Here is a 21283-nt window from a genome sequence, read left to right on the forward strand (position 1 = left end):
AGCAAGGCCGAGGATACCGCCAACCATGTGTGAACTGCTGGCCATGAGCGCCAACACCCCGACCGATCTCTGTTTCAGCTTTACCGGTCTGACCCGTCGTGGCGGTGACACTGGCCCACACAAGGATGGCTGGGGCGTCGCTTTCTACGAAGGTAAAGGGGTACGCTGTTTTCACGATGCCGACGCCAGTGCCTCCTCGCGCATTGCCGAAGTGGTGCAAACCCACCCCATCAAGAGTGAAGTGGCCATCTGCCACATTCGTCAGGCCAATGTGGGTGATATCTGCCTGGCCAACACCCACCCGTTTATCCGCGAGCTCTGGGGCCGCTACTGGGTCTTCGCCCATAATGGTCAGCTTTCGGAGTTTTCCGCGGCGCCCGGCTTCTACGAGGCCGTTGGCAGCACCGACAGCGAAGCCCTGTTCTGCGATATCCTGAACCACCTGCGCAGTCATTGCGATCGAGACACTGCCACCGAGCAGGTGGTGGAACGGCTGGTTCAGCTGTCCCGGAACTACGCCCGCCAGGGGGTATTCAACCTGCTGCTAAGCAACGGCGACTGGCTGTTTACATTTTGCACCACCAAGATGGCCAGTATTACCCGGCGGGCGCCGTTCGGCCCCGCCCGCCTCAAGGATGCCGACGTTACCGTGGATTTTGAATCGGAAACCACACCCAACGACATTGTCAGCGTCATCGTGACCGAACCCCTCACCAGCGACGAAACCTGGGATATTTACAAGCCGGGTGAATGGCGTTTGTGGCGCCGGGGCGTTGTGGTGATGCAGGGCTCGGAATTGTGACCCAGTTCCGGTGGGGCGCCAGGCACTCAACCCTTTGACCGATGGCCGGCCGAGGCACGGCCTTTAGCATTTTGTTCTGAACACAGGAAAGCGGTATCAGAACAACAAAGGGAATGACCCATGCCTGCCTCTCATCTGTCTGCGGCGGTGGCCCCGGCTGCCGATGACCGGAATATCAACTCGAGTGTGCCGGATCCCGGGCGTTGCCATGAACGCACCGCCGAGCACCTGATCCGTCTGCACGGGAGCCAGTCCAGCAGCTATTTTGCCTTGCAGCCGGATTGCCGGCACTTTCTCAGTCCCGGTCTCGGGCTGGTACCGTATGTTCCGGTAAAGGTGTTGGGGCAGCGGGTAAACGTGGTGCCCACAAGACCCCTGGCGGGAGCTCAGAGTATGGGCCGGCTACTGCAGGCGTTCGAGCAGAGTGTGCCCGGCCCCTCACTGTATGTCGGCGTCGATCAGTCGCTCCTGGGGCCGTTGGGCGAGCTTGGTTACGATGCCACGGTGATGGGTACGGAGTTCTCGGTTGATCTGACGAGGTTCTCGCTTCGTGGCAAGGCGATGAAGCAGCTGCGCCATGCCCGCAATCTGGACAGGCGGTGTCGAATCGAGGTGCGGGAGCAATGTGGAGATGAGGTGAACTGGCACAAGGTGGCGGGTATCTCGGAGCGCTGGCGCCTGGGCAAGGCGGTCAAGGAACGGGAATTGGGTTTGCTCACGCGGCCACCGGTGTTTGCAGATGAATGGGGAGTGCGCAAGTTCTACGCCTATGTGGAGGGCGAGCTGGCCGGATACGTGTTCTTTGATCCTTGGTACCGTCACCATGAACTGGCGGGCTATTGCGCCAATATTCTGCGGGCGTCGCCGGAAATGAACCGGCTCGGCGTACTCGACCACATTATTCTGCAGGCGGCCAGTCAGTTTCGTGAGGAAGGCGTGCCTGAGCTGTCGCTGGGCATTGCGCCCCTGCACGGCGTCCGCCACTGCCCGGGTGACCGGCCGGGCCTGCGCCGCCTTCAGAATATCCTGTATCGCTATGGGAATCGCCTTTACGCCTTCCAACCTCTGGCGTACCACAAATCACGCTACCGTGGCCGGGAAACTCCCTGGTTTGTCTGTGCCCGGGAACTGGGCAGTACCCGACTGGTTGCCACGCTGATGAAGGGCACGGGTCTGCTCGCACTGCCATGACCCGGATTTCTGAACAGGCCTCCCAGTTTGGAGTGCCGGGGCTGGTTGATAACACCGGCACTGACTATGCTGAAGCTCATTTGCCAACGGTAGTGAGCTCCATGGTTGCCGAAACCAAATTAACCCGTCCCGGGCTGCCTTCCGGCTTGTTGCTTGAGCCCTCACGGTTGCAGGCCCTTGATTGTATTGAACAGGTGCCGTTTGTACTGGTGTCGGCACCGGCCGGTTTCGGCAAAACCACATTGGTCAGTCAGTGGCTGGAACAGGAAAAACCGGTGCATGCCTGGTTGACGCTGGACCATAGGGATAACGCGCCGGCCCTGTTCTGGAATGCCGTGGCCAGCGCCCTGGCGCGGGTGAACCCACGATTTGCCATTCGCGAGAGCACCTTGTTAGCCGCGCTGGAACCGGGTGCCGCTGTTGACCCGGTGACCATGCTGATCAACCGCCTGGCGGATTATTCCCGAACCTGGCAGGCACCCAGCCGCCTGGTTCTGGTGCTGGATGATTTTCACCTGCTTGACCAGCAAGTACTACTGGAGCAGATCCGGCGCTTTATCGACTTTGCTCCGAGTTTTTTGCGCATTGTCTGTATCTCGAGGCTGGATCCCCCTATTCGCACCGCGCAGTTACTGGCTCGGCAACAGATGGTTCGGCTGGGGCCGGAGGTGCTCCGTTTTGATCTGGCGTTGACGCGAAAATTCGTCCAGGCCCGCCGGGCTGATCTCTCCGAAGAACAGATGTTGCAGTTGCATCAGCGCACCGGCGGCTGGCCAGCGGCGTTGCAGCTCTCGGCGTTGTCGGAAAACCCGTTAAGCCATGTACCCGGGCCTGGTCAGAGAGCCCTGAGTGACTATCTGCTGGAGGAAGTGTTCGCTGGCCTTGAGCCCGGGCTACAGCAATTTCTCCAGGATATGAGCCTGCTCCCTCTTTTCTCACATGAGGTTGCTGATGAAGCCCGGAATGGTAGCGATGCAGCGGACTGGATCGCAGTCATGCGCGAACGCAATCTGCTGTTCCAGAGTTACGGAGAGGGTCACTACTGGTATCGCCTGCATGATCTGCTGATCGACTGGCTTCAGGCGCAGGATCGGGAGCCTGAAGGGGAAAGCTCCATACGAATCAGGGCGGCCGAGGCATTCCGCCAGCGGGGCCTGATTGTGGAGGCCCTTGAGCTTTTTCTGGCCGAAGGCTGCTATGACCAGGCGGAAGCCCTGGTACCGTTGCTGTTGCAGGCGGAGGACCTGAGCGGCTACCGGTCACTGCCTTCGCGCTTCCCGGACAGTGTTCGGATGTGTTCTCCCGCGCTGCTTCTGCTGCAGGCGCTGTTTGCCTTCATGGATGGTCAGTACGGAGCAGTGCTTGAGCATCTGGCCGCGGCCGACCGGCTTCTGCAGTCGACAGACCCATCACCGGACACCGAGGCTCTGCAGTTTGTCTCCATGTTGTTGGGCTGGCCCTCGGCACGGTTTGCCGGCCACCGTGCAGAGGCCGAGCAGTCCCTGACTCAGATACAGGCCCGGTTGGCCAGCGCTCCAGCCGGCCTGCAACACTGGGGGCTGTATGCCCTCGGTACTGAAGCCTTTATGGAGGCACGATTGGGGCCGGCGCGCACCTTGTTGACCGATGCGCTGGCAGGGGCCCTGAAGAGTGGCGATAACCCTTGTGCCCTGCGCTGTCTGGTCATGCTGGTTCCGGTTCTGGTGCAGGGCGGTCGCATTGGCGATGCCCGCCGCTGCTATGAACAGACCCGGTTGAAGCTTGTCAACGGGCCCGTGAGTAAGGAGCAGGTTTGCCTTCTGGCCTATCTGGAGGGCTTGTTGGCGCTGGAGCATCATGATCTTGCATACGCCGCAAAACGGCTGGGCGAGGCCGGTCTGATTGCCGACCAGCATCTGACGCCGCTGGATCAGCTTTACCTGGCGTTTGAGCGGTTTCGCCTGGGCATGGTTTTGCGAGACTCCGAACTCTGGCAGCAGGAACTCAGCCGGATTGAGCAGTTGCACCAGGTTATGGGCCAGTTGCGCTGGCACCATAACATTCCGCGCCCGGAGGCACTGGAGGCGTTGGCGCGATTGACGGAGGGTAACGCCTTCCCTTTGATTCTATGGGCCCAGAGCGATCCGGAACCGGTTGTAGGTAATCGCTTTTGTACCCTGAACGAAACCTTGTTGAAACTGATCGGTCAGTTGCTGGCGGCGTCGCCGGTGGCCCGGGAACTGGCAGCCCTGCGAACTGAGGCGGAAGAGGCGGGGTTGCTTCAGCTGGTGTGTCGTCTTGATCTGGTCAGTCTGATGGTTCAGGCCTTCGGGGATCAGGATCCTGAGGGAGCGGTGAAAAAGCTCGATGCACTGTTGGCGCTCTGGGTGCCCCGTGGTCTGGTGCGCCCCTTTGTGGATGCGGATCCCCGGCTGGATAGTCTGCTCGACGCCTGTATTACCCGCGGCTGGTCGGAAGTGGAAGCCAGCCGGATACTGGCTCTCCGGCAGGCCCGGATGGAGCCGGAAGCCGAAACCTGCGCCCGCACCCCGGAAGTCGCTGGTCCTGATGAACCGTTAAGTGATCGGGAACAGGGGGTGTTGGATCTGCTGGCAGAGGGACTCAGTAACAAGGCCATCAGCAAACAGCTCGGCATCTCAGTGGCGACGGTAAAGTCACATTTGAGCAATATTTACGGCAAGCTTCAGGCCGAGAACCGGATGCAAGCGGTTGCTCGCGCCCGGGAACTCGGCCTGATGTCATAGAGCGGGTGCACGATTACTGCAGCGTGCGCCGATTGCCGTTCTTGTACTGGGGCGCGATGTAGTCCTGGATCTGTTCCTTGAAACGACCGATCAGCTCACTGTTGTCCTTGTCCCAGGGATGGAAGCCGGGCTTGAAGTACTCCAGCCAGGTCGGGATCAGACTGGAGAAGGCGCCGTTTTTGCCCCACATGCGCCACATACCTTTGGCGGCGTCCTTAACGGAGAAATGGCTGCGGTCCTTCAGGGCCATGCGGCCGGTATACCAGGTGCCGACAATACCCAGGGCTACGGTACTGAAGACCTGGTAAAACGCCCGCTCGGTGTAGGTACCGCCAGCCTGGAGGAAAACGTCATAAGCAACGGCCTTATGCTCGGTTTCCTCAATGGCGTGCCACACCCACAGCGGGCGCATGGATTCGTGCATGTCTTCGCGTATATCGTCACGCTCCAGCAGCATGTCGGCCATCATGGCTGTGATGTGCTCCAGGGCGCAGGTAATGGCCAGCTGGTGGCGTTTGGGCAGCTTCCGTGCTACGTCCAGAATCACTTTCAGATCCCGCTCCATCTCTTCTACCGGCATGCCCTGGTCGCGGACATGCTGGTTCATGGCGATGTGCTCGAGCGAGTGCATGGCTTCCTGGCCGATGAAACCGCGCACTTCCTCTTTCAGCTTCTTGTCCTGGATCTGGTCTCGAAACGCCCGGACCGAGTCCACAAAAAACTGCTCACCCTCGGGAAACAATACAGACAGGGCGTTCATGGTATGACTGATCAGATAGTTGTTATCCACCCAGTATCTGGGGACCTGTTCGCCAAACTCGAAACCCATGCGCTGGGGTTTGATGGAGACATTGTCCGGGGTATGGGAGGCCTTGCCCGGCTTGTTCGTTTGTGTGGTGGTCAGCATGGTTCTACTCCTTTGCGACGGAACGCTTTGGCTGATGTCATGAAGCCAGTGTGGCGGAGTCAATCCGGATACTGAATGCGCGAAGGGGACGGGCATCGTCCACAATGGGACAGGGGATTGGCCCGGGCGACAGCGGAGTCGGGGCAGCGGGCCCCACTGTGGCGGCAATCCGGTTCTGATAGAGTCAGAAACACGATAAATATCAATCAGGGACACACTATGGCAGGTACCGGTGCAGACAACGAGCGGCAAATGTTGGGGTTGTTCCTGGTGCCCGGGGTGTACCTGCGGGTACTGGCTGAAACCGTTCGTCAACTGGGTTACAACGACCGCCAGCTTTATCAGGGCCTGGATTTCACACATGAGGACCTGAAAGCCAACGACAGTCGGGTTTTCGTCACTGACGCCACTCTGATGGCGCAGCGCGCGCTCGAGGTGGCGGGCAAAGATGGCCTGAGCTTTATACTGGCGAGAGAGTTGCGGCTGACCATCCATGGCACCCTGGGCTTCGCCGCGCTCACCAGCCCGACCTTTGAGGGTGCGTTGGACTCTGTCCGTCGTTATCTTCAGCTGCGGGCGCCCTTTCTGAGCATGAAACAGTCCATAGCCGGTGACAAGGTGCTGGTTCAGCTGTGCGCGGAGTTTGCGTTGCCGCCTATCTCCGAGTTTCTGGCCGAGACGGTCAGCGCCACGTTGATTCTGCTCACTGAACAACTACTCGACCGGAGCGATGCCGAGGCCCGGGGTTTTGCCCTGGAAGAGGGTAAATTACCGGGCGTGTCGGTACACCTGCGGGGCCCTGAGCCAGCCTATTACCGGCGGTTTGCCGCCCAGTTGCCGGTCCGTTTCGAGTTTGGCCAGCCCGAGGAAATGCTGATTTTCCCCCGCAAGCTGCTGGACGTGCGCATGCGTCTGGCGGATGCTGAAGCCTCCCGGATGGCTCGGGACCAGTGTGAATTCGAGTTGCAGAAGGCGCTCAAGGAGCAGGGCGACATCGTGCTGGCGATTCGCAATATGCTGCGGATGACCCCAGGCCCCTTGCCCTCCCTGGAGGCCATGGCCGAGCGCTTCTGCGTGTCTTCCCGCACCCTGAAGCGGCGGTTGGCGGACCGGGACACCAGTTATCGGGAGATTGTCGAGGCCGTGCTGAAAGATCGGGCCATCCAGTTGCTGCGCTACACCAATCAGTCAGTCAGCGAGATTGCCTATGAACTGGGCTATGCCGATCTGTCCAATTTCAGCCGTGCTTTCCGCAAGTGGACGGGTAAATCCGCCAGTGAGTTTCGCGAGGACGGGCCGGACCCGGCACCGGATCTGGGGCCCTGAGTGCCGTTTGTGATTCTAGCGTTCGCCCCCATATTGATCTGATCAGGCGTCCGTTTTGCGTCTGTGGTGACACACCAAATCCAACTGTGAACAGGAAGAACGCCGCAATGATCGAAAGACCCGACACCCACAGCAAGCTGATCGGCTACCTGCTCTGGATATTCGGATTCCTGGGTTCGCACCGTTTCTATTACGGCAAGCCGGTGACCGGCACCATCTGGTTCTTTACTCTGGGGCTGCTGTTTATCGGCTGGATTATTGATTTGTTCCTGATTCCGGCTATGGACAAGGAAGCTGATTACCGGTTCCAGGATGGCCAGATCAGCTACAACATCGGCTGGATACTGCTGACCTTCCTGGGGGTTTTCGGGGTGCACCGGATGTACATGGGCAAATGGCTCACCGGCATCCTGTACCTGCTCACCGGCGGCCTGTTTTTCATCGGTGTGCTGTACGATTTCTGGACCCTGAACAGCCAGATTTCCGAGCGTAACCGGGCCGATCAGCTGGCCTGATTACAGACCGGCGTTGCGCTCCAGCTCTGCCAGACCCTGTTCCAGGTAGTCCAGCATCCGTTGCAGGCTGGGCAGGGTCCGGCGACAGCCAATCAGGCCGAACTCCACCTGGTCGTTATAGCTGGTCAGTGTCATGTTCAGGGCCAGTCTGTCCATATCGATAGACACCGGATACATGCCTTCCAGTTTCGCCCCGTTCCAGTACAGGGGCCTGGATGGCCCGGGGACATTGGAAATCACCACATTGAAGGTCTGCCACTTGGGCGCCAGCCCGGTCAGCAGGTGGAAGGCGGCCGGCGCCAGGGTCAGGGCCGTGTAGTTGACGATTTCCTCCGGGCTCATATGCCGGTAGCGCTGCTTGGCCTCTTCCATGCCATGGTGGATTTTTAACAGTCGTTCGCCGGCCTCTTGCACATCGGTGTGAAGGCTCGCCAGGATGACGCCTACCTGGTTGCCCCCGGAGCTGTCGTCCCGGCGTAGTGACACCGGCACAAAGGCCACCAGTGGTTTCTCCGGCAAGGCATCCTGATTCATCAGATAGGTACGCAGAGCCGCTGCGCACATGGCAGTTACGACATCGTTGACCGTGGTGCCATAGGCCTCGCACACGGCGCGAATCCGTTTCAGGCACCAGGACTGGGCGGCGAAACGACGGGAACCGGTGATTTTCTGGTTCAGCATGCAGCGCGGGGCATGGAAAATGGAGTCGTAGGCCGGATCCTTCCGGGCCTGATTGATGGTTTTCAGTAGCTCCTTTGCCACAGTGGGAATGGTGCCTAGCTGGCGGCCCGAAAGCCCCAGCAAATGGGTGACACTGCGCCAGAGGGAGTGTCCATCCGACTCGCCCCTATCCCGTGACAGGCAAGGCAGATCCCAGATTGGCGGCATGCCGTGTTCGTCCGGGTTTTCACTCAGCATCCGGGTGGCCATGCGCATGGCCGAGACACCGTCCACCAGGGAATGGTGAACCTTGGTGTAGAGCGCGAACTGCCTGTCTTTCAGGCCCTCGATCAGGTGCACCTCCCACATGGGGCGCTCCCGGTCCATCAGGTGCGAATGCTCCGCCGATACGAACGACAGCAGCTCCCGAATACGCCCGGGTGTGGGCAGCGCCTCGAAGCGGAAATGATGCTCAAGGTCCAGGTGCTCATCCTCCACCCATACCGGCTGGCCCAGGCGATAGCTCAGGCGCTGGTTAAAGGGGGCGGTCACCTCCGTCTTCTGCCGAAGCTGATCTGCCAGCTGCGCGACATAGTCGTCCGGCGCGCCTTCGGGGAAGGAAAACAGCTGGAGGCCGCCCACATGCATGGGCTGCTGGCGTTTTTCCAGCCAGAGAAAGAGCTGGTCAGTGGGATTCAGGGGCGTCACGGGGCAATCCTTGTTCTTGGTTTATGCCCCGATACTACCCCACTCCGAGCGGGTAAAAATTGGCTTTGGTAACAGCACCACCAAAAAGCCCGGCGAAAAGACTATTGTGCATCTCCACGCAGCGCTTTGACCTTTTGTTCCAGACGCTCGGCACTGGCCTCGTGGGGCGAGACCGGGAGACCAGCCAGCAGATGAATCCGGGACCAGAACCGCCGTGGCCAATGGCTGAAGGCCGGCCCGCCACAATGGCTGAAAAAGCTGCCCCAGAGGCCGCGCAGTGCCATTGGCACCACCGGTACCGGTCGCCGGGCCAGAATCATGTCGACACCGGGCTTGAAGGTATCGACCTCGCCGTCTTTGGTGAGTTTGCCTTCCGGGAAAATACAGACCACATGGCCGGCTGCGAGTTCTTCATCAATGCGGTCGAAAGCGGCTTCGTAAATCTCCGGCACCTTTGATTTCGGACCAATGGGGATAGCCTTGGCCAGGCGGAAGAAACCGCCCATGACCGGTGTCGCGAAAATGTTGTGATCCATCACGAATCGGACGGGTCGCCGCACCGCGCCGGCGATCACCAGGGCATCCATGTAGGAGACGTGGTTGCACACCAGCAGCACGGGGCCCTGCTCGGGTATCCGGTCCAGGTTGTGGTGCGTGACCCGATAAATCGTGTGGGACAGGACCCAGATGACAAAGCGCAGGGCAAAGTCCGGTACCTGCTGGTACACGTAGGCCGCCACCATCAGGTTCATGATCGACAGCACCAGGAAGAACTCGGGAATGGTGAGTCCGAACAGGCCGAGCATGAGCATGCCCAGCAGCGCGCTGACCACCATAAACAGGGCGTTGAAAATATTCAGGGCGGCGATCACGCGGGCCCGGGTGGCCGGTGGTGTTTCCTGCTGGACATAAGCATACAGCGGCACGATAAACAGGCCGCCAAAGATACCAATGGCCAACAGGTCAATGGCCACCTGGCGATAATGGGGATCGGTTATGATCAGCCACCAGTCTGAGGGAATCGGCTGCTCTGGCATATTGAAGAAAAGATCGATGCCGAAGAAACTCAGGCCAATGGAGCCGATGGGTACGATCCCCAGTTCAATCTTGTGGCCGGACAGCCGCTCGCAGGCAATGGAGCCGGCGGCGATGCCGATGGTGAAAATCGCCAGCAGCAGCGTGACGACCGTTTCGTCACCCATCAGGTGAGTCTTGGCGAAGTTCGGAAACTGGGTCAGATAGGCGGCACCCAGAAACCAGAACCAGGATATCGCCATGATGCTCAGGAATACATTGTGATTGTCCCGGGCAATGGCCATCAGTTTCCAGGTTTCCTGCAGCGGCCGGAAACGAATACGCAGATCCGGCGCTGCCGCCTCGGCCCTGGGAATCCGCCAGGCAGCCACCAGGCCAATCACCGCGAGCACCGCAACGGCGATGGCAATCACGGGGCCGGGAGCCGCAGCTTTCATCATCACGCCGGCCATCAGGGTACCCACCAGGATGGCCACAAAGGTGCCCATCTCTACCAGCGCGTTACCACCCACCAGCTCGGATTCTTTCAGGGCCTGGGGCAGGATCGCGTACTTCACCGGCCCGAAAAACGCGGATTGCACGCCGGTGAGAAACAGCAGAAGGAACAACACCTCGTACCAGCCAAACCAGAGCCCGACCGCGGCAATGCCCATGATCACCACCTCGGCGAATTTGATCCAGCGGATAACCGTGGATTTCTCGTACCGGTCCGCCACCTGGCCGGCAATGGCGGAGAACAGGAAAAACGGCAGGATAAACAGCATCGCGGCCAGATTGACCACCACATCCGACGACAGGCCAAACAGGCCCCCGGCGCTATAGGTCACCAGCAGCAACAAGGCATTCTTGAACAGGTTGTCGTTGAAGGCACCCGCAAACTGGGTAACAAAGAATGGCAGGAACCGTCGCTCGGACAGCAGGCGAAACTGACTGTGATCTTCCATAACCTGAGGCTCTCCCTGTGGGGTTCGCCGCAGACTATACGGCGCCCGGGAGGTGGTCAAGCGCGGCTGTTGTGCGCATACTGGATGCCGGATAGTGTTCCCAACTTAATGTTCTGGATGATGTGGAGTCTTGCCTATGGATGTTCAGCAGGCTGTTGTGTCGCGACGCTCGGTGCGGGACTTTCTGGATACCCCGGTGCCTGAAGCCACGCTTCGAACGGTAATCGAAACGGCCATCCGGTCGCCATCCGGCGGCAACCTGCAACCCTGGCACCTGCACGTGGTCACCGGCGATGCCCTGGCCCGGTTGAAAGCCCTGATGCAAGAGAAGGTCAGCAAAGGTTTCAACGAAGTGCCGGAATACGAAATCTACCCACCAAAACTGCAATCGCCCTACCGCGACCGCCGGTTCGAAATCGGCGAACTCATGTACCGCCGGCTCGACATCCCCAGGGAAGACAAAGCCGCCCGCTTCGAATGGTTCAAACGCAACTTCGAATTCTTCGGCGCTCCGGTCGGCCTGTTCTGCACCGTCGACGACAACATGGGCCCGCCCCAGTGGTCCGATCTGGGCATGATCCTGCAAACCATCATGCTATTGCTGCGCGCCGAAGGCCTGGACAGCTGCGCCCAGGAATCCTGGTCGGTGTACCCGAAAACCATCAGCGAATTCCTGGGCTTGCCCGAACACCGAAAAGTCTTCGCCGGCATGGCCATCGGCTACGCCAACCCCGACAGCCCGGTGAACCAGCTCACCAGCCCAAGGGCACCGCTGTCGGAGAACGTCGAGTTTATCAGCTGACAGGCGAACCTCAGGCGGCCACCGATGCCGCCTGAGCCACCGGCACTTCCAGCCGGATCCGGTTGCCGTCCAGCAACACCGGATAGACCTTCACCTGCACGCTCTCGTCTTCCAGACATTGCCCGCTGCGCAGATTGAAATGCTGCTTGTACAACGGTGACGCCACCACCGGCTCACCGTTGATATCCCCGGTAATGCCTCGGGCCAACACGTTCGAGCCACTGAACGGATCGGTATGGCTGATGGCAAACAATGCCGGCAGGCGGTGTGGCAGATAAAACACCGCCACCGGCCCGTCGTCGGTCCAAACCGCAATACCGGAATCAGCTACCAGATCGTCCACGGTGCACACAGCTTCCCAACAAGTCCGAGCTTTCATAAATCGTTCTCCTCAATCCCAATGTCTTTAACTTGCCTATCTCACTCAAGTCTGTGAGCGCGGGGGCCGGGGTAATTTTCTGGCAGGAAAAAAGATGTCTGAGCGAAGCGAGTTATTTTTTCCAGAAGAAAATTACCCCGGCCCCCGTGCTCCGCCCCAAAACCAGAAGGCTACGAAGAAACCGCCTCCAGTTCCGGCCTACGCTGCCCCCGCTCCGAAGTCCAACGCTGCACCGGATCCTTCTGTTCCGGCGCATTCACAAACTCCCGGAACCGCTTACGCTTCTCCGGATCCTCCACGGCGGTCCTCCACTCGCACTGATAGGTATCCACCAGATCCGCCATATGCTGCTCCAGCTCCTCGCCAATGCCGAGGCTGTCCTCCAGCACCACCTGCTTCAGATACTCCAGGCCACCTTCCAGATTCTCCATCCAGACCGACGTCCGCTGCAGCCGGTCCGCCGTGCGCACATAAAACATCACCACCCGGTCGATGGTGCGGATCAGCTCCTCATCCGACAGATCGGTGGCAAACAGATCCGCATGCCGTGGCCGCATCCCGCCGTTGCCACACACATACAGGTTCCAGCCCTTCTCCGTGGCAATTACCCCGAAATCCTTGCTCTGGGCCTCCGCGCATTCACGGGTGCAGCCGGACACCGCCATCTTCACCTTGTGCGGCGCTCGCAGGCCCTTGTAGCGGTTCTCCAGGGTAATCGCCATGCCCACGCTGTCCTGCACGCCGTAGCGGCACCAGGTGCTGCCGACGCAGGACTTCACCGTACGCAGCGACTTGCCATAGGCGTGCCCGGTCTCAAAACCGGCGGCGATCAGCTTCTCCCAGATCTCCGGCAGCTCGCTCAGGGTGGCGCCGAACAGATCCACACGCTGGCCGCCGGTGATCTTGGTGTACAGGTTGTACTCCCTGGCCACCTCGCCCAGCACAATCAGCTTGTCCGGAGTAATTTCACCGCCGGGAATGCGCGGCACAATCGAGTAAGTGCCGTTCTTTTGCATGTTGGCCATGAAGGTGTCGTTGGTGTCCTGCAGGGGTACGTGGTCGGTGGCCAGAATGTGCTCGTTCCAGCAAGTGGCCAGAATGGAGCCCACCGTTGGTTTGCAGATGTCACAGCCCTGGCCCTTGCCGTATTGTTTGAGCAGGCCCCGGAAGGTGCGGATACCGTTCACCTTCACCAGATGAAACAGTTCCTGTCGGGTGTAGGGGAAATGTTCGCAAAGGTCGGTACACACCTCCACGCCGCGCTTTTCCAGCTCGCTGTCCACCACCTTCTTCAGTAAAGCCGCACAGCCACCGCAGCCGGTACTGGCCCTTGTTTCAGTCTTGACGCCGCCCAGGTCGGAGCAACCGGCGTCAATGGCACCGCAGATATCGCCCTTGGTGACGTTGTGGCAGGAACAGATGGAGGCTGTGTCCGGCAGGGCGTCGGCCCCCAGGGCAGGCGCGCCACCTTCGCTTTCCGGCAGAATCAGCGCCTCCGGGTTGGCTGGCAGCTCAATGCCATTGAGGGCGTACTGCAGCAGGGTATCGTAAGGGCCGTTGTCGCCTACCAGAATGGCGCCCAGCAGAGTCTTACCATCCTGGCTCACCACCATGCGCCGGTAGTGGCCGGCCTGCTCATCGTGAAAACGGATATTGCGTGCACCCGGGGTCTGGCCGTGGGCATCGCCGATGGAGCCCACATCCACCCCCAGCAGCTTGAGCTTGGTGCTCATATCGGCACCGGTAAAGGCCGCACCGGTGTCTTTGTTCAAAGCGGCCGACAGGGTGCGCGCCATGGTGTAACCCGGAGCCACCAGTCCGAAGATGCGATTGTTCCAGAGTGCGCATTCACCGATAGCGTGAATGTTCGGGTCTGAGGTGGTGCATTGATTGTTGACCACAATCCCGCCGCGTTCGCCCACCTCCAGGCCGCAGGCCCGGGCCAGGGTATCCTGGGGACGGATGCCAGCGGAAAACACAATCAGATCGGTTTCCAGATGGCTGTCGTCGGCGAAGTTCATCCTCAGCCGCGCGTCGCTGCCCGGAACAATGGCCATGGTGGCCTTGTCGGTGTGCACCTGAACGCCCAGATCCTCGATCTTCTGGCGCAAAAGGGCGCCACCCTGCTCGTCCAGTTGCACAGGCATCAGGCGCGGGGCAAATTCCACCACATGGGCCTGCAGGCCCAGGCTTTTCAGGGCGTTTGCCGCTTCCAGCCCCAGCAGACCGCCGCCCACCACGACACCGGTTTTCGCTGACTGGGCACTGGCCTGAATGGCATCCAGATCGTCCAGGGTTCGGTACACAAAGCAGCCATCCTGATCGTTGCCCTTAATGGGCGGTACGAACGGGTAGGAGCCGGTGGCCAGCACCAGTTGATCGTAGGTGTACTCCCCTTTTGGTGTCGTCAGCACGCGGCTGTTCCGGTCGATGGCGGTGACCGGCTCATTCAGGCGAAGATCAATGCCCTGGTCCGCGTACCAGTCTGCTGTACCCATGGCGAGGTCCGCGTGAGTGGAACCGGTGAAGTACTCCGACAGATGCACCCGGTCGTAGGCCAGCTGCTTCTCTTCACCGAACACGATCACCCGGTAGGTCTCGGCCGCCGGGGACTGGCTGAACTGTTCCAGGAAGTGATGGCCAACCATACCGTTGCCGATCACGATCAGGGTCTGTTTACTCATCTTGCTGTCCTCTCTCTTGGCAACCTATCAGGCTGCTGCGTCGCAATAGGTTTTGCCGAAAGCGATGGTGTCCCTGTAGCGGGAGACATCGGCGCCGGAGCGAATCAGTTCGCTGTACCAGGGGCCGTTGGCGGTATCGCCCAGCAGGATGGCGCCGGCCAGCCGGTTGCCATCCAGCAGCAGTTGGCCGTAGACCGCGTGGGTTCGGTCCTGCCATTCAACAATTTCGGTATGCTCGCCGGGGACTATCCGGCCACAGGAAAAAATGGGCAGATCGCTGATTTTCAGTCGGGTGGCGACTTCTCCGGGCTCAAATACTCTGGCTCCCGGCACCTGGCAAAGAAGCTGTGCCAGGATCCGGGCCTGCTCGTAACCGGGTTCGACCAGGCCAAAGGTGTGTTCCTGAAACTGACAGCACTCACCTAGTGCGTAGATATGCGGGTTGGACGTCATCAGGTTCGGAGTGACTCGAATACCCCGGTCACAGTTGAGGCCGGCGTCAGCTGCCAATCCCTTGTTGGGTTCAATACCGGTAGCAATAACCACCAGGTCCGTGGCCAGTACCGTGCCGTCACTCAGTTCCACGGCGCGGACCTGATTCCGACCGAGCAGGGAGACCGGCGAGGTGCCGGTTCGGATACTCAGCCCCCGCTGCTGTAACTTCTGCTTCAGAATATCGCCAGCGATCGGGTTCAGCTGTCGGTTGAGCAGATGACCGCTGCGGTGCAGCACCGTAACGTCCATGCCCCGGGTCCTGAGCCCTTCGGCCGCCTCCAGGCCGAGAAAGCCTCCGCCGATGACCACGGCCCGACGGTGTGACTTTGCCTGCCGGATCAGCGTGCGGGTGTCGGCCAGGTCCCGGAAGTTCATCACGCCGCCAAGGTCTTCACCGGGGAGGCCAAGGCGGGAGGGCTGTGCTCCGGTGGCCAGCACCAGCGTGTGATAGGACTGGGTGCGACCACAGGCGGTTGTTACCTGGCGCTGGCCCGGACTGATATGGGTGACAGGCTCATGCTGGTGCACCTCTATTCGGTGCTTGTGGAACCACTGCCAGGGTTTCAGTTCCAGATCGGTTTCCTGAATCTGATCGGCCAGCAATGACGACAACTGGATCCGGTTGTAGGCAGCGAAGGGCTCACCGTTAAACACCACAATGCGGCTGAACGGATGCCCCTGGGCTACCAGTTGCTCCAGCAGCCGCTGCGCGACCATGCCATGGCCGCAGATCACCAGTGGGTTATCCTGTGTGTGTTCCATGGAACTGAGTGCCTCCAGCAACGAAAAAAGCCGGAGCATCATGCTCTCCGAAGAGAACAGATGGTCCGGCACCAATGCCAACAACAATGATCTGATGGTCCGGCCTGATTCCATGGCCGGGACAGTCGTCCTTGTCTAAGTGTTAGCGATCTCCGTGCCAACTTTTTCAGGCTTTATTATTCAATGGCTTAGGTGAGTCCGCTGAAGGAGTCCGGCTCGTGGGCATCAAAAGGGTGCCCCGGGATGGGGCGAAACGCACGATGATTGGGCCGGAATGACTGGCCTGTAAATTGCTGCAGTCCGGGTAGAAAGGAACCAACTGTGTACCGACACCAGGAGCTGCACCATGAACACCAAACGCCATCCCCGTATGACCGCGACAGCGACTGCTGCGGAATTTCTGATGGCCTCCCGCCAGTGTGAGATCCGTAACCTGGAGTACTTTCTGCAGATGGGGCGGTTGGTGCAGAGCGTGGGCAATCTGGTCCATGGCCTGCAACGGGAGCGAGGCGCCACCAATCTTTATCTGGGGTCCGGTTGCCAACGCTTTGCCCGGGAACGTACCGCCATGGTCAAGGAAAACGACCAGTTGGCCGCTACCTTCCGGCAGGCATTGGCAGACATTCAGGAGGACCTCACCACCCATCCGGTCAGCAGCCCACTGCTCGGGCACATCGCCAGCGCCCTGCACAGCCTCGACCAACTGCCCGGGTTGCGGCAGCGGGTGAATGACGAGGAGGCCAGTGTTTTGGAGGCCACGGAGTGGTTCTGCGACAGTATTCATCAACTGATTACGGTCGTTTTCGAAGCGGCAGAAACCGTGGCAGAGCCTTCGATTGCAGGCCTGCTTGTGGCCATGGTGCATATCATGAACGGAAAGGAATATTGTGGTCAGGAGCGGGCCGCAGGTTCCGCGGGGTTCTCCAGCGGACACTTCGATAACGCACTGTCACGGCGCATGATGCACCTGGTTGAAGCTCAGGAGCGGTGTTTTGAGGTCTTTGTCGGCTTCGCCAGTGAGGAGAGCCTGTCGCTCTGGCAAGCCCTGCGCGCTCACCCGCGGGAACTGGAAATTGAGCGGATGCGACAGATGGCCGTTTCGGTCGGGCCCTATAAGTCTCTGGATAAAGACATGGCCGACCGCTGGTTCAATCTGATGACAGAGCGCATGGACGATCTGAAGAAGATTGAGGATTCGGTTGAGAGCGCTTTCCACCATCGCTGTGTGGAGCGCTATACCGAAGCGCGTCACTCCCTGGCTCATCAGGAAACCCTGCTGGCCTCGCTGGAACAACGCCATGCCTCCACAACGCCCGTGCTGGTGGTTTGCGATAACGGTGTAGAGGCCGGAGCTGCCGATGCGTGGGCCGGGGAAGGTGTCGGGCAGCAATCAGGCCGATCCATCTTTGACCTGGTCCAGGAACAGACCCGCCGCCTGCGCCAGATGTCTGAAGAATTGCAGAGTGCCAAAGAAGCTCTGGAAGATCGTCGTACCCAGGAAAAGGCCGTCTTGCTGTTGATGGAACACCGCAACATCAGCAATGACGAAGCCCACCGCCTGCTGCGAAAACTGGCCATGGACCAGGGCAAGCGACTGCCCGAAGTCGCCCGGGCACTGGTATCCATGGCAGGGGTCTTAAGCTGATACTTGAACCAGGCCGGGACGGGGCGCCCCGCCCCGGCATAAAGTCAGGCCGAAGCTGAATGCCTGGCTGCCGGCGCCTCGGGTTTTGCACTGCTGCCGCGGCGACTGTTCAGTGACTCCAGCTTGCGCTGCTTCTCGTACAGGAACGACAACACCTCCTGCCGGTAATGCACATATTGGGCATCGTCCGCCAGGGCCACACGATTGCGAGGCCTTGGCAGATCAATGTGCAGATCCTCCCCCACCGTGGCGGCAGGGCCGTTGGTCATCATGATAATGCGGTCGGACAACAGCACCGCCTCGTCCACATCGTGGGTAATCATGATCACGGTATTGTTCAGCTCCTGCTGAATTTCCATCAGCGAATCCTGCAAATGGGCCCGTGTCAGGGCATCCAGCGCCCCGAACGGCTCATCCATCAGCAACACACTGGGTTTCATGGCCAATGCCCGGGCGATGCCCACCCGTTGCGCCATCCCCCCGGAAATCTCGCCCGGCCGCTTGTTGGCGGCGTGGGCCATATTCACCAGTTCCAGGTTATGGGTAATCCAGTCCTTGCGCTCCTGCCGGGTCATCGACTTGCGAAACACCTGCCGGACCGCCAGTTCCACGTTTTCATACACCGTTAACCAGGGCATCAGGGCATGATTCTGAAACACCACCGCCCGCTCGGGACCGGGTGAATTTACCTCATGCCCATCCAGCACACAGCCACCCCTGGAGGCCTGCAGTAACCCGGCAACAATGTTCAGCACCGTCGATTTTCCGCAGCCGGAATGGCCGATCAGTGAAACAAACTCCCCTTTCTGGATCTTCAGGTTCACATTGTCCAGGGCAATGAAAGGCCCTTTCGGCGTATCAAACGCCATTTCAACACCGGTTAGTTCAAGATGTGATTTAGCCATAGCAGGATCCCCTAAACAGGTCAGACGAGCGCCGGGTGGGTAGTGCCTCCCGGGACCCTCAAAAACATGGATGTTTTTGCGGAGCTTACAGGTACGTATTCACCGCGTGTCCCGGGAGGCACTACCCACCCGGTGCGGCATGCTCCGCCGTCAGAGATTTCAGGGCTAAGTGAGGCTACAGGTAAAAGTCGGTCACTCATTCCAGGCCACCTTCCGCTGAATCAACAGCATGACCCGATCCAGCAAAAATCCGATAAACCCGATGGCCAGCACCGCCACCATAATCCGACTCAAAGACTGGCTACTGCCATTCTGGAACTCATCCCAGACAAACTTGCCCAGCCCCGGACTCTGCGCCAGCATCTCGGCGGCAATCAGCACCATCCAGGCAATGCCCAGCGACACCCGCAAGCCGGTAAAGATCATCGGCACCGACGAAGGCAACACCACCTTGCGAACGTGGGTCCAGAACGACAGCCGAAGTACCCGGGAGACGTTCAGCAGGTCGGGGTTTACCGCTGCCACTCCAACGCTGGTGTTGATCAGTGTTGGCCAGAGACTGCACAGAGTGACCGTAATCATCGAGGTCAGGAACGACTTCTCGAACATTGGATCGTCACTGACATAGGTGGCCGATACCACCATGGTCACCAGCGGCAGCCAGGCCAGCGGAGAGACCGGTTTGAAGATCTGTATCAATGGGTTCACCGCAGCCTGGAAATACCGGTTGAGGCCAAACACAATGCCCAGAGGTACTGCAATCAGCGACGCCAGGGCGAAACCGGCCAGCACCGTCAGCAGGCTGGTGACCACCTGGTCGAGAAAGGTGGGTGCGCCGGGGTAAGCCCGGATACGGACGTCTGCCTCCGGGTTGTCGGCCAGAATGCGGGCATTACGCTCCTCCTGCATGGCGATGAACTTATCGGCCCGCTCCCGCTGGCTGATATGCTCCTGCCACAGTTGTCCGGATTGTTCCCACACCTGCACCGGGCCGGGAAAGGCCCCCAGGGAGGTTTCCACCTGTGGCGCAGCCAGGTGCCAGAAGCCCAGGAAGACCAGAATACCAACCAGTGGTAACAGCAGCTGCTTGCCCTGGCTGAGCCATTCGCCCGGTTGCAGACCGGAAAGTAGCTGGCGGCTGCCACTGGCCATGGACTGACCGATTCTTGCACTGAACGTTGTCATGTCAGGCCCTCCCTTACGGTGTCTCCGACCCTTTCAGGCCGATACTGAAACGGTTGATGTAGGCATTGGGTTCGCGCGGAGTGAAAGGGACGCCGTCAATCAGCTCACCCTGTTTGGGGCGTTCAAAATTCTCCTGGGAAAAGTCCGGGAAATCACTGGTAGTCATCAGGCCGTCCTCGATCAGTGACTGGGCGGCTTCGGCGTAAAGATCGCCCCGATACACCCGGGCTGCGGTCTTCATATACCAGTCGTCGGATTGTGCTTCGGGAATCTGGCCCCAGCGCCGCATCTGACTCAGGTACCAGATCGCATCAGACGGATACGGATAGGTAGCGTGGTAGCGGAAAAAGACGTTGAAATCCGGTACTTCCCGGACATCGCCCTTTTCATACTCGAAGGTACCGGTCATGGAGTTGGCAATCACTTCCCTGTCGGCCCCCACGTAGCTGGGGCGGGCAAGGATGTCCACGGCGGCCTCCCGGTTGGCATTCTGGTTTTCGTCCAGCCAGTAAGCTGCGCGGATCAGAGCCCGCAGTAACCGAAGGTGGGTATTGGGGTTCTGCTCGGCCCAGGCTTCGGTGACTCCGAACACCTTTTCCGGGTTGTTGGGCCAGATTTCATAATCGGTAATCACCGGTACACCGATGCCCTTGAAAACCGCCTGCTGATTCCAGGGCTCGCCCACGCAGTAGCCCTGTATCGTGCCTGCTTCCATGGTGGCGGGCATCTGGGGCGGCGGTGTCACGGAGAGGTGCACATCGGCCTGGAGGGTGCCGCTGGTATCGCCGCGCTGGGGCGCGTAGAAGCCGGGATTCAGGCCACCGGCGGCCAGCCAGTAACGCAGTTCGTAATTGTGGGTGGACACCGGAAACACCATGCCCATGCGGAAGCGCTCGCCGTTGGCGCGGGTCTGCTCAACCACCGGCTTCAGTGCGCTGGCTGAAATCGGGTGTTCCGGATGATCACCTTCCATTTCCAGGTTTGGTTTCATCGCTTCCCAGACGTCGTTGGACACGGTAATACCGTTGCCGTTGAGGTCCATACTGAAGGCGGTGATGATATCGGCCTGGGTGCCATAGCCTATGGATGCGCCCAGGGGTTGGCCGGCCAGCATGTGGGCACCATCCAGTTCACCGGTGATGACCCGGTCCAGCAGCACCTTCCAGTTCGCCTGGGCTTCGAGTTCTACGAATAACCCTTCGTCCATGAAGTAGCCCTGTTCCCAGGCAACCGCCAGGGGCGCCATATCCGTGAGTTTAATAAAGCCAAGCTTGAGATCGGGTTTCTCCGCCGGGCCAATATCGGCCTGGGCCAGGGAACTCAGGCCGATCAGGGTGGCGGTCAGTAAAGGTCGAACATAATGGTTCACTGTCTTCATCGTGATGCCTCTCGGTTCTCTCATTTCAGACGCGCAAAAAAAAGCGCCTGCCTCCGTTGCCGGAGAGCAGGCGCCGATGCCTGTAAATGAGAGCTGTGATGTCGTGATGGTTCACTAATCACTCAGCACAAGCCGTGCCATCCAGGACTATTCATGTATTTCAGTAAGTTGCGGGAGCCCTGGTCGTTCCAGCAGGGGAAGCCCGTGCTTTGCCGG

Annotated in this window: 16 protein-coding genes; 7 read left to right on the forward strand and 9 right to left on the reverse strand. The window is 59.8% G+C overall.

Annotated elements, in window-relative coordinates; genetic code table 11:
* Positions 1 to 25 precede the first annotated feature (25 nt).
* The 3 genes from Q675_RS35010 to Q675_RS35020 all read left to right on the forward strand — a co-directional run bounded on the left by Q675_RS35010 (position 26) and on the right by Q675_RS35020 (position 4737).
* Positions 26 to 802, forward strand: coding sequence for a class II glutamine amidotransferase (locus Q675_RS35010; RefSeq protein ID WP_011783740.1), 777 nt, complete (start codon positions 26 to 28; stop codon positions 800 to 802).
* A 120-nt stretch (positions 803 to 922) separates the two neighbouring features.
* The gene (locus tag Q675_RS35015; protein WP_022993446.1) at positions 923 to 1993 is read left to right on the forward strand and encodes a DUF2156 domain-containing protein; all 1071 of its coding nucleotides are present in this window, start codon (positions 923 to 925) and stop codon (positions 1991 to 1993) included.
* The gene (locus tag Q675_RS35020; RefSeq protein ID WP_023011990.1) at positions 1990 to 4737 is read left to right on the forward strand and encodes a LuxR C-terminal-related transcriptional regulator; all 2748 of its coding nucleotides are present in this window, start codon (positions 1990 to 1992) and stop codon (positions 4735 to 4737) included. The genes Q675_RS35015 and Q675_RS35020 overlap by 4 nt, the downstream gene beginning before the upstream one ends.
* 13 nt (positions 4738 to 4750) lie before the next feature.
* Here Q675_RS35020 and Q675_RS35025 read toward each other — a convergent pair whose 3' ends face one another.
* Positions 4751 to 5644, reverse strand: coding sequence for a metal-dependent hydrolase (locus Q675_RS35025; RefSeq protein WP_022993444.1), 894 nt, complete (start codon positions 5642 to 5644; stop codon positions 4751 to 4753).
* A gap of 219 nt (positions 5645 to 5863) precedes the next feature.
* Between Q675_RS35025 and Q675_RS35030 the strand changes: the two genes are divergently transcribed.
* Together Q675_RS35030 and Q675_RS35035 are read left to right on the forward strand one after the other, a co-directional pair.
* The gene (locus Q675_RS35030; RefSeq protein WP_011783745.1) at positions 5864 to 6970 is read left to right on the forward strand and encodes a helix-turn-helix transcriptional regulator; all 1107 of its coding nucleotides are present in this window, start codon (positions 5864 to 5866) and stop codon (positions 6968 to 6970) included.
* Between the two features lie 107 nt (positions 6971 to 7077).
* Positions 7078 to 7485: an NINE protein gene (locus tag Q675_RS35035; protein ID WP_022993443.1), complete on the forward strand. Its 408-nt coding sequence runs from the start codon at positions 7078 to 7080 to the stop codon at positions 7483 to 7485.
* Here the strand turns inward: Q675_RS35035 and Q675_RS35040 are convergent, their stop codons facing one another.
* Positions 7486 to 8853: a WS/DGAT/MGAT family O-acyltransferase gene (locus tag Q675_RS35040; protein WP_022993442.1), complete on the reverse strand. Its 1368-nt coding sequence runs from the start codon at positions 8851 to 8853 to the stop codon at positions 7486 to 7488.
* A 101-nt stretch (positions 8854 to 8954) separates the two neighbouring features.
* On the reverse strand, positions 8955 to 10832 hold the full coding sequence (locus tag Q675_RS35045) for an MFS transporter (RefSeq protein ID WP_023011991.1): 1878 nt from the start codon (positions 10830 to 10832) through the stop codon (positions 8955 to 8957).
* Between the two features lie 136 nt (positions 10833 to 10968).
* Between Q675_RS35045 and Q675_RS35050 the strand changes: the two genes are divergently transcribed.
* Positions 10969 to 11634, forward strand: a complete 666-nt coding sequence (locus tag Q675_RS35050) for a nitroreductase (RefSeq protein WP_023011992.1) — start codon at positions 10969 to 10971, stop codon at positions 11632 to 11634.
* Between the two features lie 10 nt (positions 11635 to 11644).
* Here the strand turns inward: Q675_RS35050 and nirD are convergent, their stop codons facing one another.
* The 3 genes from nirD to Q675_RS35065 form a co-directional block, all read right to left on the reverse strand.
* Entirely contained in the window at positions 11645 to 12013 is a 369-nt protein-coding gene (gene nirD / locus Q675_RS35055) for a nitrite reductase small subunit NirD (protein WP_011783750.1), read from the reverse strand.
* 170 nt (positions 12014 to 12183) lie between these two features.
* Positions 12184 to 14697: a nitrite reductase large subunit NirB gene (nirB, locus tag Q675_RS35060; RefSeq protein WP_023011993.1), complete on the reverse strand. Its 2514-nt coding sequence runs from the start codon at positions 14695 to 14697 to the stop codon at positions 12184 to 12186.
* 27 nt (positions 14698 to 14724) lie between these two features.
* Complete coding sequence (locus Q675_RS35065) at positions 14725 to 16068, reverse strand: NAD(P)/FAD-dependent oxidoreductase (protein ID WP_227499599.1); 1344 nt, start codon at positions 16066 to 16068, stop codon at positions 14725 to 14727.
* A gap of 232 nt (positions 16069 to 16300) precedes the next feature.
* Between Q675_RS35065 and Q675_RS35070 the strand changes: the two genes are divergently transcribed.
* Positions 16301 to 17599: a nitrate regulatory protein gene (locus Q675_RS35070; RefSeq protein ID WP_023011995.1), complete on the forward strand. Its 1299-nt coding sequence runs from the start codon at positions 16301 to 16303 to the stop codon at positions 17597 to 17599.
* A gap of 44 nt (positions 17600 to 17643) precedes the next feature.
* On the opposite strand, the gene Q675_RS35075 is transcribed toward Q675_RS35070, so the two are convergent.
* The 3 genes from Q675_RS35075 to Q675_RS35085 all read right to left on the reverse strand — a co-directional run bounded on the left by Q675_RS35075 (position 17644) and on the right by Q675_RS35085 (position 21067).
* A complete protein-coding gene (locus Q675_RS35075; protein ID WP_031211742.1) occupies positions 17644 to 18504 on the reverse strand; it encodes an ABC transporter ATP-binding protein in 861 nt (286 codons plus the stop codon).
* Positions 18505 to 18696: 192 nt separating this feature from the next.
* Positions 18697 to 19689 carry an ABC transporter permease gene (locus Q675_RS35080; RefSeq protein WP_036193694.1) on the reverse strand — a complete coding sequence of 331 codons (993 nt, stop codon included), beginning with the start codon at positions 19687 to 19689 and terminating at the stop codon, positions 18697 to 18699.
* A 13-nt stretch (positions 19690 to 19702) separates the two neighbouring features.
* The gene (locus Q675_RS35085; RefSeq protein ID WP_023011996.1) at positions 19703 to 21067 is read right to left on the reverse strand and encodes a CmpA/NrtA family ABC transporter substrate-binding protein; all 1365 of its coding nucleotides are present in this window, start codon (positions 21065 to 21067) and stop codon (positions 19703 to 19705) included.
* Positions 21068 to 21283: the final 216 nt, after the last annotated feature.

The organism is Marinobacter sp. EN3 (assembly GCF_000475315.1).
GTDB lineage: Bacteria > Pseudomonadota > Gammaproteobacteria > Pseudomonadales > Oleiphilaceae > Marinobacter > Marinobacter nauticus.